This is a genomic window from Paraburkholderia sediminicola (genome assembly GCF_046026675.1).
In the GTDB taxonomy this organism is placed as follows: domain Bacteria; phylum Pseudomonadota; class Gammaproteobacteria; order Burkholderiales; family Burkholderiaceae; genus Paraburkholderia; species Paraburkholderia sediminicola_F.
In genome coordinates, this window is the sequence record NZ_JAQQEY010000001.1 from 2,464,513 (window position 1) to 2,480,053 (window position 15,541).

Genomic DNA, 15,541 nt, shown 5'->3' on the forward strand with positions numbered 1-15,541 from the left:
GTGTGCGGAATCTGTCGCGGCTTGACGTGCGGCTTCAAGCGCGTTCTCATGATTCGGCCTCAACGCCCGAGAATCGTGATGCTGGCAACGGCCTCTTCCACGCCGCACAGTCCGCCGCCGTTCTCCGCGATCGCGATGCGCGCGCCCTCGACCTGCCGAGCGCCCGTTTCACCGCGCAACTGGGTCACCAGTTCGTAAAGCTGGCCGAGTCCTGTCGCACCGATCGGATGCCCCTTCGATTCGAGACCGCCCGACGGATTGATCGGAATCCGCCCGCCGATCGTCGTCTCGCCTCGTTCCGCGGCCACTCCGCCCATGCCCGGCTCACACAATCCGAGCACTTCGGACTGGATGATTTCGCCTATCGCCGTCGCGTCATGGACCTCGGCGACCGAGACATCCTGCGGCGCGACGCCCGCCTGCTCATACGCGCGCAACGAGCCCTGCCGGACCAGATGCCGGTCGAGCGCCGTGGCCGGCCGGTCGCTGCCGGTTTGCAGCACGGACGCCAGCACACGAATGGCGCGCGAGCGCCGCCCACCTAACAGCGCGAGGCCGGCTTCGCTGCACACGATCGCCGCGGCCGCGCCATCGCTGACGGGCGAACACATCGGCAGGGTGAGCGGATAGGTGATCGGCGGTGCGCCGAGAATCTCGTCGATCGAGTAAGCCTGCCGGTACTGCGCGAGCGGGTTGTGAACCGAATGTCCGTGGTTCTTGGCCGACACGGCGGCAAACTGCCGCTGAGTGGTGCCGAATTCGCGCATGTGCATCCGGCCCATCGACGCATAGATATCCATGAACACGCTGTACGGTTTCGTCGAGACGCTGCCGGCCGGCGGCTCGATGCCCTCGCCCATCTCGAGCAGCCGACGCTTGCCGTTCTCGGTGTCATGCACGTCCCACGCACCGTCGAAGGCGCTGAAGGTGCGCGCCTTGTCCGTCGAGAACATCTTCTCGGCGCCCACCGCGAGCACGATGTCGGCAGCACCGGCCTTCACGTAGTTCACCGCGAGGTGAAACGCGGTGCTCGCGCTCGCGCAGGCGTTCTCGACGTTGATCACCGCGACCTTGTCGATGCCCATCGCCCGCAGCGCAAGCTGGCCGCGAATCATGTGCTGGCCTTCCATGTGCCCCTGCGTGGAGTTGCCAAAAAACGCGCCCTGCAACTGCGACTTGTCACAGCCTGCGTCCGCGAGCGCGTCTTCCACTGCCGCGCGCGTGAGCTGCTTCACGCTGGTTTCCAGATGCTTGCCGAAGGGCGTCATGCCGACGCCCGCGATATACACTTCGTTACCCATGTCGATTCTCCATCGCCAGGAGGCGCGCGCCACACGTCATAAGCCACAAGTCGCCGGCGCGAGCCGTCCGATTCGTCGTCAAACGCTCTTGACCTCATAGGCGAGGTAACCTTCCTCGGCCTGCGCGGCGACCAGGTTGCGCGCGCCGAACGCCTGCGCCGGCGAAACGAAACCTGTTGCGTGCAATTGCCCGCGCAGCACGCGTCGCGCCGCCTCCGCACCGAGCACGCCGGTTTGCGCATAGGGCGAATTGCCCCGCAGAATCACGCTGACGGAATTCGTATTGCCGCGCCCCTGGCACGACAACGTGCAGCGATTCACGTCCGGGTTTTCGCGCGGGGGTTCGACCTGCGTCACGGCCTTGCCCCACTCATTGGTGACTTCTTCCTGTTTGGCGGGATCGAGGTGGCGGCACTCTTCCTCGAACTTCTTCAGCAGGCCGACCACCGCGAGAAAGCGCTCCTGATTTCTGAACGACACGAGCGTCTGGCAATTGCGCACGCGCGGGTCGTCCTGGTACCAGACCGGCTCGCCGCCGCCGCTCCATGGCAATGCATTCAGCAACATGTGCTCACCCGGCACGTGAACCTGATACGGCGTTGCCCATGGCCACTGCATCAGTTGCTTGTTGCGCAGGTAGAACTGCGGTTGCGTGCACATCCGCAGAAACGACATCGTCGACGCGACGCTCACTTCCGAGTCGCCGAGATAGAGCACGTCGAGCGTGTCGATGCCCGGGGTCTCGAGTGCGATCTCCGCCGCGAGATTGCCTTCGGCCCACATGTACGAATTGCCGGGGCACAGCGCCAAACCCCGGGCCGCGAAGGCTTCGCCATACGTGCGCTTCAACAGCGACATCCAGTCGGTTTCACCGGTGGTGTCGAAGTAGTTGCAACCGGCGGCGAGACTCGCTTCGACCACCGGGCGCCCGAGTTGCATGAACGGCCCGACGATATTGATCACCACCTTCTTGCCCTTGAAGAATTCGGTGAGCGCGCCTGTTTCGTGCTGAACCGCCACGCACTGATAGTCGTGTCCGGCGAGTTCGGGCACCTTCGCGAGCTCCTCTTCCAGCCGCTCCTTGCTGCGCCCGGCGGCAATGAACGGAATACCGCGTTCGGCGAGCTTCCATGCCGTGAGCTTGCCCGTGTAGCCACTCGCTCCATAGAGGACCACTTCGTATTTTGTTGCCATTTCGTCGTCTCCTTCAGGTTGTCATCGGATTGCTTGGGCGCGCGGTGCCGTTCAAAGCAGCTCGGGATCGATCAGGTAGTAGCCACCCTTGATCGCCAGCACTTCGTTGCAGCCGTCCTCGATCATCGACGCGCGTGCGTCGCGCCAGATCTTTTCGATCGGATACTCGCGTGTGAGCCCGTTGCCGCAGAAGATCTGCAGCGCGTCGTTGGCGACTTCGAACGCGGTCTGGGTCGCGGTGACCTTCGCCGTCATTGCCGCGTGCAGTGAAGGCTGCGCCGCGGTGAAGTTGTAATGCACGACACGCTGCGCGAGCGCGCGGGCGGCTTCGACCTTGCGGAACATATGAAAGAGCCGCGACGCGACCGACTGATGGCGGATGATCGGCAAACCACCCTGCTTGCGTTCATGTGCGTAAGCGAGCGCGAGCTCGAACGCGGCGCGCGCGGTGCCGGCAAACACGTTGGCCATGATCGCGTTGGCGAACGTGTGGACCGCGTAGACCGCGTCGACGTACTGGTCGGGGCCGGCGAGGAGGTGCTCCTTCGACAACGTGACGTTCTCGAAGAACAGTTCGCCCTGGTTGAGCGCGCGCTGGCCGATCTTGTCGAGCGGCTTGCCGCGCGAGACGCCTTTGGCGTCGAGCGGCACGATCACCACCGCGCCGCGTTTCGTGTCGGCGCCGTTGCCGCTGTCCGCCGCGCAATAGAGAATGCAGACGTCGGCGGCGATACCGTTCGACACCCACGCCGACTTCTGCCCGTTGATGATCACCTCGTCGCCGCGCAGCGTCGCCACGCAGTTAGGGCGGCCGTATGAGCCCTGCGGATGAAAAATCATGCCGTTCGCGTCGAGCATGTCGGACCCGTGATCCGGTTCCGTGATGGCCCAGCAGCCGAGCTTCGCGTCCGGTGTGAGCGCACGGCAAAACGGGTTGCCGGACACCGCGCTCATCAGTGCGGGCAGCAGGCCTGCGCCGTAGGTGATCGCGAGTCCCGAATCGCCCCAGCCGAGTTCTTCGAACAGGATGCTCATCGTCGTCGCCCGTTCGGCGGGTTCGAGCTCGAGCAGTCCGTCGACACCAAAACCCAGCCCGACAAACTTGTCGCGCGCCTCCCAATAGGGCGAGCCCTGGGCGATCACCTCCTCGGGCGTCATGCGATCGAGCTTGACGCCGATCGGACGCATGACCTCTTCTGCGTATCGATGCACGCTTTGTTGGACCATCTGGTTCATCTCGGAGAGTTCGGGCTGCGCGCCGAGCGGGCCGAGTTTGTGCGCTGCAATGTGATTCGTTGCGGTTGACATGTCTCCTCCTTCGAGGTGGTTGGGCGTATGATTTCTATGGAATCCATGGTGTCCCGGCGCGAGCCCATGCAACATCCCCCTTACAGGGGAACGCGATTGCATGGAGGGGGAATGGCAGCCAGGGTCAACCCGAACGCCCGGAGCAATTAATGCACGTGATAGAAGCGCCGTCCCCGATCAGGCCGCCTCTCTTCCTCGCAACCAAGGTGTTTCCGCCGCGCCTGCCCACCGGATTGATAGATCGGCCGCGCCTGCTCTCTCTTGCAGGAAAGGCGGAATACAAACGGCTCACGGTCATCAAGGCGCCCGCCGGCTTTGGCAAGACATCGCTAGCGCTCACGTGGCTCAACGGGCTGAATGCAAGCGGCGCCTATGTCGCGTGGCTCTCGCTCGACACGGAAGATGACGAGCCCGCGTGCTTCTTCCATCATCTGGCGCAGGCATTGCGCAATGCGTGCGCAAGCGTCGGTGTGTCCGCGGTCAGCCTGACAACCGAGGCGTCACTCGTGCCGGCGCATTCAGTCGTGTCGACGCTGATCAACGAACTCGTCGACGTCGACGACGAGGTCTACCTGTTCGTCGACGACTATCACCTGATCAGCCTGCCCGCCATTCACGACGCCATGTCGTACTTCATCGTGAATGCACCGTCGAACGTACATGTCGTGGTCTGCACGCGCACCGATCCACCGCTGCCGCTCGCCAACCTGAGAGCGGGCAACGACCTGCTGGAAATCGATGCGTCGACACTGCGTTTCAACTTCGACGAAACGCGCAGCTTTGTCGAACACGAATGCCCAGGCGAGTCGCGCGCTGCCCGCGTCAAGTCGCTATTCGCGAGCACGGAAGGCTGGGCGGCGGCGCTGCGCATTTCGGCCTCGGTGCTATCGCGTGACGAAGGCAAACCGGATTGGGACGTGAGCGCGCCGTCCGGCGCGTCCCGGCCGTTCGCCGCTTACCTTGAAGACATGCTGAAGCGTTTGCCCGCCGAGATGGTCGAGTTCATGCAGCGCACGTCGATACTCGACCGCCTGACGGCGCCGCTATGCGAAGCGGTGACCGGCATGGCGGCGGCACAAGGCATGCTGGACACGATCTCCGCACGCCAGTTGCTGCTCGAACCGCTCGATATCGATGGACGCTGGTTCCGCTATCACCATCTCATGGGCGAGTATCTGCATCGGCGGGTCGAAACCCGGCATCCCGATCAGGTGGTGGGCCTGCATCGTCGTGCGTGCCAGTGGTACGCCAAAGAGGCGCGGTGGACAGACGCGGTCAAGCACGCGATCGCCGCGGGCGATACGGAAGACGCCGTCTCCCTGATGGCTCACTGCGCGATGGCGCTCGTCACGAAGGGCGACCTGCTCACGCTGCTCGGCTGGCAACGGCAATTCCCGGCGCATCTGATGCGCGGGCAGGTCACGATCACGCTCGCGATCGCGTGGGGTATGGCGCTGGCGATGCGTTTTGACGAAGCGCTCGCGATACTCGATGAGATCGAGCGCGACACGGGTACGGGCTCGGGCGACGCCGCCGACAACATCCGCTGGGAGTGCCGGGCGATCCGCTCGGTGGTGGCCGCGCTGCAAGACGACGCGCCGCGCGCGCTGGCGATCGCACAGGCGTGCCTTGAACGGTCGTCGACAGACAGTTGGACCACCAACGTCGTCTCCAACGTCGTGCGCTTCGCGCACTGGAAAGCGGGCAACCTGCAAGCGCTGTACGCGACACCGTGGATCCCCTATTCGCTCGAGGAAGACCAGCGCAACGTGTTCGCCTCGGTCTACCGGCTATGCCTGCTCGGCCATGCGGAGATGCAGCAGATGCACTTCGCGCTCGCCGAGCGTTATTTCACCGAGTCGATCCAGCTCGCCGAGCGCCATGCCGGTCCGAAATCCATCTCGGCCGCGTTGTGCGCGCCCATGATTGCGCAGATCTGGTACGAGCAGGGGCGGCTCGACGAGGCGGAAGCGTTACTCGTCGATCTCATGCCGGTGATCGACCTGGCAGTGCTGCTCGATAGCACCTTGATCGCTTACCGCGTGCTGGTACGGATCGCTATCGCACGTTCCGACGCCGAGCGGGCCTATGCGCTGCTCGATCAGGCACAGGCTCTGGGATACGCACGCCGCTGGGACCGGCTGATTGCCGGCGTTCTCGTCGAGCGCGGGCGGCTCTATCTGGCTGAAGGCAGGGTGACGGAAGCGTCGGCCTGTGTCGTGCAACTGGATCAGCTGGCAGGCGCCCATTGCCCCGCGGAGCATGCCGTCTCGCCGGAGATCGAAACCTACCGCGCGATTGCGGTGGCCTGGGTGGCGATGGCCGAAAACCGGACAGAGGAAGCCCTAGTGGCGTTGACATCCGCTTTGCAAAGCGTCGAAAGCCGGCACGGCGACTATCTCGCGCTGCGCTTGCGCACCGTGATCGCGCTCGTCTGGTTGCGCGCGAACAACCAGACCCGCGCCGTCGAAATCTTTCGCGAAGTCCTGAGCGCCAATAGCGGTATCTACCGCTCGATTCTCGACCAGGGGCCCGAAATCGGACCGCTCCTGCAGGCGGTTCGCGACGACACGCGTTCCACCCCGCAGACGAAGGAGATCGTCGCTTACATCGATCGCCTGCTAGACGGCTGGCGAGCGCTCTACGAGCCCGTCACGCCCAGGCGCGACATGGAACGGGAGCCGTTGAGCGCACGGGAGCGCAGCATCGTCGAGCTGATTGCCCAGGGGCAGTCGAACAAGGAGATCGCGCGCACCTTGGGGATTGCACCTGAAACCGTTAAGACTCATGTCAAGAACGTCTTCGTGAAACTCGACGTCGACAAGCGCGCACACGCGGTTTCGCGCGCGCAGGCACTGGGCCTGGTTGCGACCGGCTAGCGCACGCCTTACCGCATGACGACAAGCGTGGTGGCGTGAATCAGCACGCCGACGATGCCGCCTACGAATGTGCCGTTGATCCGGACATACTGAAGATCACGGCCGATTTCCGCCTCGAGCTTCCGGCTCACTTCATCTGAGTTCCAGCCTTTTACGACCTCGGTGATCAACGCGGAGAGCTGGCGCCCATAGCGCACGACGAGTTCGCGCGCGAGCGCGAGCCACCATGCGTTCAGTTTGTGTTGAACCGCGGGTTCACGGCTGATCCGCTTGCCGAGCGAAGCCAGCATGCTCGTCATGGCGTCGCGCACGGCCGATTGCTCGCGACTGAGATCGGCGATCACACGCATGCGCAAACGCTCCAGCAGCGCGCGATGGTGGTCTGCATGTCTGAAATAACGGATGCAGTCACGCATCAGCGACTTGCCGAAACGGCGGTGCACAGCCGATGTTTGCAATTGCACGCTCAGCCCCTCCAGGGCCTCATCGAATTGGTGACGCAGTTCATGATCTGGATTCGCCGCCACTTCACGGAGGAGCGCAACGATGCCTTCGATAAATTTACTGACGATATACGTATCAAGCTGCGCAGGCGTGTATCTCGAGGCCTCGCTGAATTTGGCCTTGATCATTCCGACATTCGCCGTGAGCCATTTCTCCAGCACTTCGAGTCCGCGAAGCAGCCAAGGCTGATGCCGCTCGCCTTCAGTGAGTACTTTGATGACGTCGCCCGCTACGCGGGATACGTCGAGCGTACGCAACTGCGGTATCACCAGACGGTCGAAAAACCACTGGGCATCCGCTTCGTCAATGCCGTCGAGCAATCCCGTCACGGCATCCGCAACGATATCGGCCACCCCGCGGCTATTCGCCGGCTGCTCCAGCCACCAGGCAAGCGCGTGTGCGGCATCGTGGCCGCTCAGCCTGTCGACGATGAGTTCCGGCGTCAGAAAATTTTCTTCGACGAACTTGCCGAGGCTCTCGGCGATACGCTGCTGGTTTTGCGGAATGATCGCCGTATGCGGGATCCGCAGACCCAAAGGACGACGGAACAGCGCGACGACTGCGTACCAGTCCGCGATCGCGCCGACGGTACCGGCCTCCGCAAACGCGCGCGGCCACGCAAGCCATGCATGGTCAGCCTGCCAGGCAACACACGCGAACAGCAACACAATCATGCAGACGAGCAGGCAGGTCGCCGTTCGCCGCATGCGCTTCAAGCCGCTTGCCTTGCTGTCTTCGTGTGCATTCGCAATGGCCGCCCGCGCGCCATCGCCATCGCTACCACGCGCAGAGAAACTCAACTCGCCCCCTGCCGGAGAAACCTGCGCACCACCGGCGCGACTTCACTCGCGCGCGAGATGAGAAACAGGTGACCGTCATCGATCACATAGAGCGTCGCATTTGGGATACGGGCTGCGAGAATCTTGGCGTTGGTGAGCGGCACAATCGGGTCGTCGTTGCCGTGCATGACCAGGGTCGTCTGACGCAACGCACCGAGCCACAGCAGACTGCTCCAGCCCGTAGCGGCCAGCAGTTGATAGAGGTAGCCGCGGCCGCGCGGCGGCTGAATATGCCGGCTATGCGCCTTCAGCAACGACGGATCGCGTCGGTAAGCGCCCCCGTAGATATCCGCGCCTACCTGTTGCAGGTAGGTGGGATCGGTATAGCGGCGCGGCCCGAGCAGCTTTGACAATACCGATAGTTTGCCCGGCACCATGATGACGCCGGGTGAGGTTGCCGCGAGAATCAGCCTGCGGCAGCGCCCCGGATACAGATGCGCGAACTGCTGCGCCAGCGCGCCGCCCCACGATACGCCGAGCACATCGACGGCCCCCTCATAGCCGAGCCGGGTCAGCAGCTTGTCCGCCAGCACGGACAACGTCGAAAAGCGATACGGCACGACCGGCGCGGGCGAGCTGCCGACGCCGGGAACGTCGAAGATGATGACGCTCACGTCTTCGAGCGCCGTGACGAACGGCTCCACCAGTTCGAGGTTGGCGCCGATGCCGTTGAAGATAAGGAGCGGCGGCGAAGCATCGCTGCCGCGCCACGTTGCGACACGCAGTGTCTGACCGTCCAGATCGATCATCTGGATTTCCATGCTGCAAAGAGACTCGGGATTCGTGTGCATTTTCTGTTTCCGGATCATCTTCTGAAAGGACGCTTCATTCGACGCGTCGGCATGCCGCATGGGCGCTGTCGTATGACTTCTTCGGCATTACTTCTTCGGCTGCAGGAGCGTTTTTAGTTCCTCGACGTGCTCGGCAGCGCGCTTGGTGACCACGGCGACACTGTCCGCCTGCGCACGGTATGCGGTGTCCGCGAGTTCCTGCATGTCCACCAGCGCCTTGTGCAGTGCCTGCTGCACCACTTCACCCGTGTTGGCCGCCGGCTGGGCTCCCGACTGGGCAACGCGGGTGACGAGCGACTGCACTTCGGTCAACGTCGTGCGGAGGATCTCCGACTGCTTCTGAGCGAGCGACTGCACGCCTGCCAGCGCGGTCGTGTTGGCTTCGACGATCGCCTCGACGTCCTTGCGGCGCGACTCGAGGAGTGCGCCCACGTCGACGCCGGGCAGCTTGAACTGTCCAATGACCTTTTTATACTCGGCGAAAATGCTATTGAAATTGGTTGAATCCATCATCGATACTCCATTGAAACTACGTTAAGAAAATGTTGACTACTGTGCGGTCAGTGAGTGCGCCGATACATGTGCCTTAGTGCCTTATGCTTCCATGACATACGTTCCCGGCGCCTTCACGCCCACGGGGTGCTGCTTGTTGCCTAATTTCGCCGGGGCGGCGCGCCGCTCGCCGGAATGACCGGCGAGCCACGTGCGCCAATCTGTCCACCACGATTCCTTTTCCGCCTGCGCATTGGCAAGCCATGCGTCGGCAGTGGCGGGCAAATCGGTATTGAGGAAGAACTTCGCTTTTGGATTGCCCGGCGGGTTGATCAGGCTCTGGATATGACCGCTCGAACTCAGCACGAAGCGCGTCTTGCCGCCGAACGTGCGCGCCGTGTTGTACACGCCCTTCCACGGCGTGATGTGATCGGTCATACCGGCGACGACGTATTTGTCGCACGTCACTTCGGACAGATCGATCGGCGTACCCAGGACCGTCAGCGCGCGAGGCTTGCTGAACAGATTGCCCGTGAAGATATCGAGCAGTTGCCCATGCATCGCCGCGGGCAGCCGGGTCGCGTCGTTGTTCCAATAGAGAATGTCGAAAGCGGGTGGCGTTTTGCCGAGCAGATAGTTATTGACCCAGTAGTTCCAGACGAGATCATTGGGTCGCATCCACGCGAACACGCGGCCCATTTCTTCGCCGGCGAGCACGCCCTTCGATGTGCTGTTCTGCTTCGCGGCCGCGATGGCCTCCGGCGTCGCGAAGAGACCGAGCTGCGAGTCAGCCGTGTTGTCCAGCACCGCGACCATCAGCGTGGCCGCGTTGACGCTCGTGTCGCCACGGCTCGCGAGGTGGCCGAGGAGCGCGGAAATCGTCATCGCACCCGAGCAGGCGCCGTGCAGGTTGACGTCGTCGCTGCCGGTAATGTCGCGCACGGCCGTGATCGCTTCGAGGAGCGCCGTCACATAGGTATCGAGGTCCCAGTGACTCTGCGCCACGGTGGGATTGCGCCAACTCACCATGAACACCTGGAACTCGCTCTTCACCAGGTAGTCGACGATGCTCTTGCCTTCGGACAGGTCGAACACGTAGAACTTGTTGATCTGGGGCGGCACGATGAGCTGCGGGCGAGCATACACATGCTCCGTCGCCGGCGTGTACTGGATCAGCTCGAGCACCTCATTGCGAAAGACCACCGAGCCCGGCGACGTGCCGAGATTTTCGCCCACCTTGAACGCCGACTTGTCGACTTGCGCGGGCATCCCCTGGTTCTGCAGCATGTCCGTCACGAGGTTCCGCATGCCGCCAAGCAGGCTGGCGCCGCCCGAATCGATGATTTTCTTGAGTGCAGCCGGATTGCCGAGCAGCGTGTTCGTCGGCGACAGCGCGTCGGTGAAGAGCGACAGGACGAACTGCGCGCGTTCCTTGCTCTTCGGGTCGAGCGCGGAGCGGTCGACGAACCCTGTCAACGCGCTGCGCCACGCCACGTAAGTTTGCAGCGTCATGCGGTAAAGCGAATTCGTCTGCCATGCCGGATCGGTGAAGCGCTTGTCGCCCTGCGGCGGCGTACCGTCCGCACTGCCGCCAAGCACAGCGATCAGGTCGCGGACAAGCGCCGCCTCCTGCTCCATGAGCAACGCCGGTTGCCGCAGCGCCTGGGTGCCGATCTGCTGCGCGGTTGCCATAATGTCTCGCGGCCGCAGTCCCACGAACGGATTCGGTCCGAGCATGCCTTCCGCGGCAGACGCCGCAAGGTCGTTCGTCTGCTCGCTGCGTGCCTTGCTTTCGTCATTTGCCGCCATCTTGCTGCTCCTCAACCATCTCTGTCCGTTTCGTCAACAGCGCTGCTTACGCTTGCGAGACCAGCATCGCCAATGTCTCGGCAATGAGCGCCGGCTTCTCCTCGCCCTCGATCTGCAGTTCGTTCATCGTCTTCACGATGATCCGGCCGCCGCCCTTCTTTTCCACCGAAATCAGCGTCACGCGGTTTCGCACCCGCCCTCCCGCTTTCACCGGTGTCATGAAGCGCACCTTGTCCAGCCCGTAGTTCAGTCCAGCCGATGCGTCCCCAGGAATGAGTCCGATCTCGATTGCAAGCGACGCCAGTAGCGACAGCGTCAGATAGCCGTGCGCGATCGTGCCGCCGAACGGGCTTTCGCGTTTCGCGCGCTCGGGATCCACGTGAATCCACTGCCTGTCGCCGGTGCATGCCGCGAAGGCGTCGATCCGTGCCTGATCGACGACAACCCAGTCCGACACGCCCAGTTCGCGGCCAACGAAGTCGTCGATCGTGGCGACGCTATATCCTTTGATGCTCATCGTGTTTGCTCCTTGCGACGGGTCAGGCGAATTGCTCGCGCAACCACTTCTTGTTCATCTTGCCGACGCTCGTCTTCTGCAGCGCGTCAACGAACTTGACGATCTGCGGCACCGCGTACTTCGAGATTCGTCCGGTTCTGGTGAATCCCATGACGTGCGCTTTGACGTCGTCTTCGGTAACTGCAGCGCCCGCCTTCAGAACCACTAGCGCAACCGGCCGTTCGCCCCATTTCTCGTCCTTGATCCCGATCACCGCGACTTCCGAGACATCCGGGTGCAGCGAAATCAGGCTTTCGATTTCGAGCGAAGAGATCCACTCGCCGCCGGATTTGATGACGTCCTTGATACGGTCCGTGATCTGGATGTTGCCGGTCGCGTCGATGTTCGCGATGTCCTGGGTATGCAGGTATCCGCCGGTCCAGAGTTGCGCGGACGCATCCGGATTGTTCAGATAGCCCTGCGTCAGCCACGGCGCACGCACAACGATCTCGCCGTAGGCCCGGCCGTCGTGCGCGATGTCTTCCATGTCCTCGTTGACGATGCGCAAGTCGACGAGCGGAACCGGGAAGCCGGTCTTGCAGCGCAGGCGTACCTCTTCTTCGAGATCGAGCGGCCCGGTGTCAGGCGGGAGTTGCGCGAGGCTCAACACAGGACAGGTCTCGGACATGCCATAGCCGGTAAAGATATCGATACCGCGGTCGAGCGCGGCGCGCGCGAGACCATGCGGTAACGCGCCGCCGCCGATGATCACTTTCCATTTGCTGAAGTCCGCGTGCTTCGCGTCATCGCAGGAGAGCAGCATGTGCAGGATCGTGCTGACGCAGTGCGAAAACGTGACGCCTTCTTCGCGGATCAGTTGCACGAGACGATCAGGCACATAGCGGCCCGGATAGACCTGCTTCACGCCCATCACCGTCGCGATGTAGGGCATGCCCCATGCGTGCACATGAAACATCGGCGTGAGCGGCATATAGACGTCGCCGCGATGAAAGCGCTGGCCCGATACCGGGCTCGACAGCGCCCCCATCAAGGTAATGGTGTGCAGAACCAGCTGGCGGTGCGAGAAGTACACGCCCTTGGGCAGGCCGGTGGTTCCTGTCGTGTAGAAGGTGGTCGCCCGGGTGTTCTCGTCGAAGTCGGGGAAATCGTAGCTCGTCGCGCTTGCAGCAAGCATCGCCTCGTATTCGGTGGCGAATGCAATGGTGTGCGCGCTCGCTTCACTGCCCGGCTCGTCGATCCACACGAAAGTGCGGACCGTTTCAAGCTGATCCTTGATCGCTTCGACCACGGGCAGGAAATCGGTGTGGACGAACAGCACCTCTGCGCCCGAGTGGTTGATCGTGTAGGCGATCTCCGCCTCCGACAACCTCACGTTGACCGTCTGAAGCACGGCGCCCATCATCGGAACCGCAAAGTACGACTCCAGATAGCGGTGGCTATCCCAGTCCATGACGGCCACGGTGCTGCCATGCCGCACGCCGAGCTCGTGAAGGCCATTGGCGAGCCGCGCAATGCGTTCTCTCAGCGTGGTATAGGTCATCCGCAGCTGGCCGCGGTACACGATTTCCTGATCCGGCGCCTGAACGAACGGCGTGTGCAGCAGTTGCTTGATCAGCAGCGGATAGGCATAAGGGGATGGCGTCGATCCCTGCACGGCGTCCTGCATCTACGTCTCCTCAAGTCGAGAAATGGATCGGGCTGACACAGGTCAGTCGGTGCTTGTCGCGCACGGTGGCATCCCGAGTGAAGTCATCATCGGGTGTTTGCCAAGGGGGAGCCATCCCCCGAACAGGGGAACTGTCAGGAAGTGGCCGCGGAACAAGGGCCGCGGCGCGGGGACGGCCGTTGAGGCCGGGCTAAGGGGGGGCCGCCAGGGTAAGCTGTGCCTTTCGCAAGTTTTCGCAAGTTTTCGCAAGTTTTCGCTAGTTCTCGCAAAAAGGGGCAAACCAGATGCGGCGTGTCGTCTTCAATCAGAAGGGTGGCGTGGGCAAATCGACCATCGTATGCAACCTGGCGGCGATCAGCGCCAGCGAGGGCATGCGCACCCTGGTCATCGATCTCGACCCTCAGGGCAATTCCAGCCAATACCTTCTCGGCGAGCAGGCGAGCGGGCTCAAGCCGAGCGTGGCGGACTTCTTCGAAACGGCCCTGAGTTTCAGCTTCAAGCCGACACCAGTCTCGACCTTCATCCATCCCACGCCGTTCGAGAACCTCGATGTGATGCCCTCTCATCCGGAGCTTGACGCTTTGCACGGCAAGCTCGAATCCCGCTACAAAATCTACAAGCTACGCGACGCCCTGAATGAACTGGATGATGCGTACGACGCGATTTATATCGACACGCCGCCGGCCCTGAATTTCTATACCCGCTCCGCATTGATTGCGGTCGAACGCTGCCTGATCCCATTCGACTGTGACGATTTTTCTCGTCGCGCGCTCTATACGCTGCTCGACAACGTTAAGGAAATTCAGCAGGACCATAATTCCGATCTGGAAGTCGAAGGGATTGTGATCAACCAGTTTCAGCCGCGCGCGAGCTTGCCTCTCCAGCTGGTTGAGGAACTGGTCAGCGAGGGCTTGCCGGTGCTGGAGTCACGACTGTCTTCTTCCGTGAGGATTCGCGAATCGCATCAGCATGCCAAGCCGATGGTTCACCTCGATCCACGGCATAAGCTTGCTCTGGAATTCATGGCATTGCATCGCGAACTGGTTGGGGAAGCCTGAGCGCCGTTATTAAGCAATGCTATCCAGCATGTCCAGCAACGCATTGCCATCGACAGGTTTGCGGAAGAAACCTAATGCGCCTCTGCGCAGATAGTAGTCTTCCGTATGCTGGCTCGGTTTGCCCGTGATAATGATGACCGGCGTGGCTGCGCCTGAATGAACCGTTCTATCGAGCACCTGAATGCCGTCAATGGGCCGCATTCCCAGATCGGTAATGACGCATACCAGACCCGCGTAGCCATCGGCAAAAAAATCCAGAGCGGATTCGTAGGCCCGTGTTCCGTACCCGCCGGAAGCCAGCAGGTTCGCCAGAGACGTCAGTACGCGTCGGTCATCATCAATCACGGCCACGGTTCGAACCGGAGGCGTGGACATTTTTTTTCTCCGGTCATCGAGTCCAACACCGAATTGGCGTTGGCGTCAGGCGCAGAAAGTGGTTATGGGCGACGTCTCGAGCTGCAGTTTGCCCGCCTGCCTGACCAGCGTGGCAAACGAATCCGCTCGCATCTTTCTCATGATGTGGCCGCGATGGACCTGCACCGTGTATTCGGTAATCCCAAGTACTGCCGCCGCCTGCTTGTTGAGCAGGCCGCTGGCGAGTAAAGGCAAGAGCTCCTGCTCACGCGGCGTGAGCGTTTGATAAAGCGCATGGAGCATCGCCGCATCGTCCGCCTCCTTGCGAAGAACGTGCGCCCTTTCGAGCGCCGCAGCAACCACGCGCATCAACTCGTCTTCATCGAGGGGCTTGGTGAGGAAATCAACCGCCCCGCCCTTCATGGCGAGCACCGTGGAAGGCACATCGCCCTTTCCAGTAATGAAAATGACGGGAATCTGCGAGTCCCTGACGAGCTTCTGAACTTCCAGCCCACTCATGCCAGGCATTCGCAAATCCAGAATCAGACATGAAACAATATTCTGACGCGGTGTTTCCAGAAACTCCGCGCCGGAATCGAATGCGCGGGCATCTCTTCCGTTTGCACGCAGCAGCGAGGTGAGTGCTTCACGCACCCGCCTGTCGTCGTCGACCACATACACCACCTCACTTGCGGATTTCATGCGCCTTCTCCGTTGCCGGGTCAAAACCCGGCCTGACGTCGGCACGGACGGTCAACGATAATCTCGTTGAATGTTGTTCTTACGTGGTCCTGCCGACAAAAAATTATAGCCGCCGGAATCGTCGCCC

At 62.1% G+C, this 15,541-nt stretch carries 13 protein-coding genes; 2 read left to right on the forward strand and 11 right to left on the reverse strand.

Annotated elements, in window-relative coordinates; genetic code table 11:
* Positions 1 to 59: 59 nt before the first annotated feature.
* From PQQ86_RS10720 to PQQ86_RS10730, 3 genes are all read right to left on the reverse strand, one after another.
* A complete protein-coding gene (locus PQQ86_RS10720; RefSeq protein WP_408266426.1) occupies positions 60 to 1,301 on the reverse strand; it encodes a thiolase family protein in 1,242 nt (413 codons plus the stop codon).
* Between the two features lie 78 nt (positions 1,302 to 1,379).
* Positions 1,380 to 2,495 (reverse strand): saccharopine dehydrogenase family protein, encoded by a 1,116-nt coding sequence (locus PQQ86_RS10725; protein ID WP_408266428.1) that lies wholly within the window; start codon positions 2,493 to 2,495, stop codon positions 1,380 to 1,382.
* A gap of 51 nt (positions 2,496 to 2,546) precedes the next feature.
* On the reverse strand, positions 2,547 to 3,803 hold the full coding sequence (locus PQQ86_RS10730) for an acyl-CoA dehydrogenase family protein (protein WP_408266430.1): 1,257 nt from the start codon (positions 3,801 to 3,803) through the stop codon (positions 2,547 to 2,549).
* 149 nt (positions 3,804 to 3,952) lie between these two features.
* Between PQQ86_RS10730 and PQQ86_RS10735 the strand changes: the two genes are divergently transcribed.
* Positions 3,953 to 6,682 carry a winged helix-turn-helix domain-containing protein gene (locus PQQ86_RS10735; protein WP_408266432.1) on the forward strand — a complete coding sequence of 910 codons (2,730 nt, stop codon included), beginning with the start codon at positions 3,953 to 3,955 and terminating at the stop codon, positions 6,680 to 6,682.
* An 8-nt stretch (positions 6,683 to 6,690) separates the two neighbouring features.
* Here the strand turns inward: PQQ86_RS10735 and PQQ86_RS10740 are convergent, their stop codons facing one another.
* The 6 genes from PQQ86_RS10740 to PQQ86_RS10765 all read right to left on the reverse strand — a co-directional run bounded on the left by PQQ86_RS10740 (position 6,691) and on the right by PQQ86_RS10765 (position 13,300).
* A complete protein-coding gene (locus PQQ86_RS10740) occupies positions 6,691 to 7,986 on the reverse strand; it encodes a DUF445 domain-containing protein (protein ID WP_408266434.1) in 1,296 nt (431 codons plus the stop codon).
* Positions 7,983 to 8,816, reverse strand: a complete 834-nt coding sequence (gene phaZ, locus PQQ86_RS10745) for a poly(3-hydroxyalkanoate) depolymerase (protein ID WP_408266436.1) — start codon at positions 8,814 to 8,816, stop codon at positions 7,983 to 7,985. The genes PQQ86_RS10740 and phaZ overlap by 4 nt, the downstream gene beginning before the upstream one ends.
* 87 nt (positions 8,817 to 8,903) lie before the next feature.
* Positions 8,904 to 9,326 carry a phasin family protein gene (locus tag PQQ86_RS10750; RefSeq protein WP_408198466.1) on the reverse strand — a complete coding sequence of 141 codons (423 nt, stop codon included), beginning with the start codon at positions 9,324 to 9,326 and terminating at the stop codon, positions 8,904 to 8,906.
* An 84-nt stretch (positions 9,327 to 9,410) separates the two neighbouring features.
* Positions 9,411 to 11,117, reverse strand: coding sequence for an alpha/beta fold hydrolase (locus tag PQQ86_RS10755; protein ID WP_408266438.1), 1,707 nt, complete (start codon positions 11,115 to 11,117; stop codon positions 9,411 to 9,413).
* Between the two features lie 46 nt (positions 11,118 to 11,163).
* Positions 11,164 to 11,634, reverse strand: a complete 471-nt coding sequence (locus PQQ86_RS10760) for a MaoC family dehydratase (protein WP_408266440.1) — start codon at positions 11,632 to 11,634, stop codon at positions 11,164 to 11,166.
* A gap of 22 nt (positions 11,635 to 11,656) precedes the next feature.
* Positions 11,657 to 13,300, reverse strand: coding sequence for a fatty acid--CoA ligase (locus PQQ86_RS10765; RefSeq protein ID WP_408266442.1), 1,644 nt, complete (start codon positions 13,298 to 13,300; stop codon positions 11,657 to 11,659).
* Positions 13,301 to 13,584: 284 nt separating this feature from the next.
* Between PQQ86_RS10765 and PQQ86_RS10770 the strand changes: the two genes are divergently transcribed.
* On the forward strand, positions 13,585 to 14,358 hold the full coding sequence (locus PQQ86_RS10770) for a ParA family protein (protein WP_093639868.1): 774 nt from the start codon (positions 13,585 to 13,587) through the stop codon (positions 14,356 to 14,358).
* 9 nt (positions 14,359 to 14,367) lie between these two features.
* Here the strand turns inward: PQQ86_RS10770 and PQQ86_RS10775 are convergent, their stop codons facing one another.
* Positions 14,368 to 14,733 carry a response regulator gene (locus PQQ86_RS10775; protein ID WP_408266444.1) on the reverse strand — a complete coding sequence of 122 codons (366 nt, stop codon included), beginning with the start codon at positions 14,731 to 14,733 and terminating at the stop codon, positions 14,368 to 14,370.
* Positions 14,734 to 14,778: 45 nt separating this feature from the next.
* Entirely contained in the window at positions 14,779 to 15,414 is a 636-nt protein-coding gene (locus PQQ86_RS10780) for a response regulator transcription factor (RefSeq protein ID WP_408266446.1), read from the reverse strand.
* Positions 15,415 to 15,541 lie beyond the last annotated feature (127 nt).

What these genes read in the sequence shown, in the direction of transcription:
- PQQ86_RS10730 (WP_408266430.1), bottom strand. Translation starts at nt 3,803, where the DNA reads ATGTCAACCGCAACGAATCACATTGCAGCGCACAAACTCGGCCCGCTC.
- PQQ86_RS10775 (WP_408266444.1), bottom strand. Translation starts at nt 14,733, where the DNA reads ATGTCCACGCCTCCGGTTCGAACCGTGGCCGTGATTGATGATGACCGA.
- PQQ86_RS10725 (WP_408266428.1), bottom strand. Translation starts at nt 2,495, where the DNA reads ATGGCAACAAAATACGAAGTGGTCCTCTATGGAGCGAGTGGCTACACG.
- PQQ86_RS10720 (WP_408266426.1), bottom strand. Translation starts at nt 1,301, where the DNA reads ATGGGTAACGAAGTGTATATCGCGGGCGTCGGCATGACGCCCTTCGGC.
- PQQ86_RS10770 (WP_093639868.1), top strand. Translation starts at nt 13,585, where the DNA reads ATGCGGCGTGTCGTCTTCAATCAGAAGGGTGGCGTGGGCAAATCGACC.
- PQQ86_RS10765 (WP_408266442.1), bottom strand. Translation starts at nt 13,300, where the DNA reads ATGCAGGACGCCGTGCAGGGATCGACGCCATCCCCTTATGCCTATCCG.
- PQQ86_RS10735 (WP_408266432.1), top strand. Translation starts at nt 3,953, where the DNA reads ATGCACGTGATAGAAGCGCCGTCCCCGATCAGGCCGCCTCTCTTCCTC.
- PQQ86_RS10780 (WP_408266446.1), bottom strand. Translation starts at nt 15,414, where the DNA reads ATGAAATCCGCAAGTGAGGTGGTGTATGTGGTCGACGACGACAGGCGG.
- phaZ (WP_408266436.1), bottom strand. Translation starts at nt 8,816, where the DNA reads ATGCACACGAATCCCGAGTCTCTTTGCAGCATGGAAATCCAGATGATC.
- PQQ86_RS10750 (WP_408198466.1), bottom strand. Translation starts at nt 9,326, where the DNA reads ATGGATTCAACCAATTTCAATAGCATTTTCGCCGAGTATAAAAAGGTC.
- PQQ86_RS10755 (WP_408266438.1), bottom strand. Translation starts at nt 11,117, where the DNA reads ATGGCGGCAAATGACGAAAGCAAGGCACGCAGCGAGCAGACGAACGAC.
- PQQ86_RS10760 (WP_408266440.1), bottom strand. Translation starts at nt 11,634, where the DNA reads ATGAGCATCAAAGGATATAGCGTCGCCACGATCGACGACTTCGTTGGC.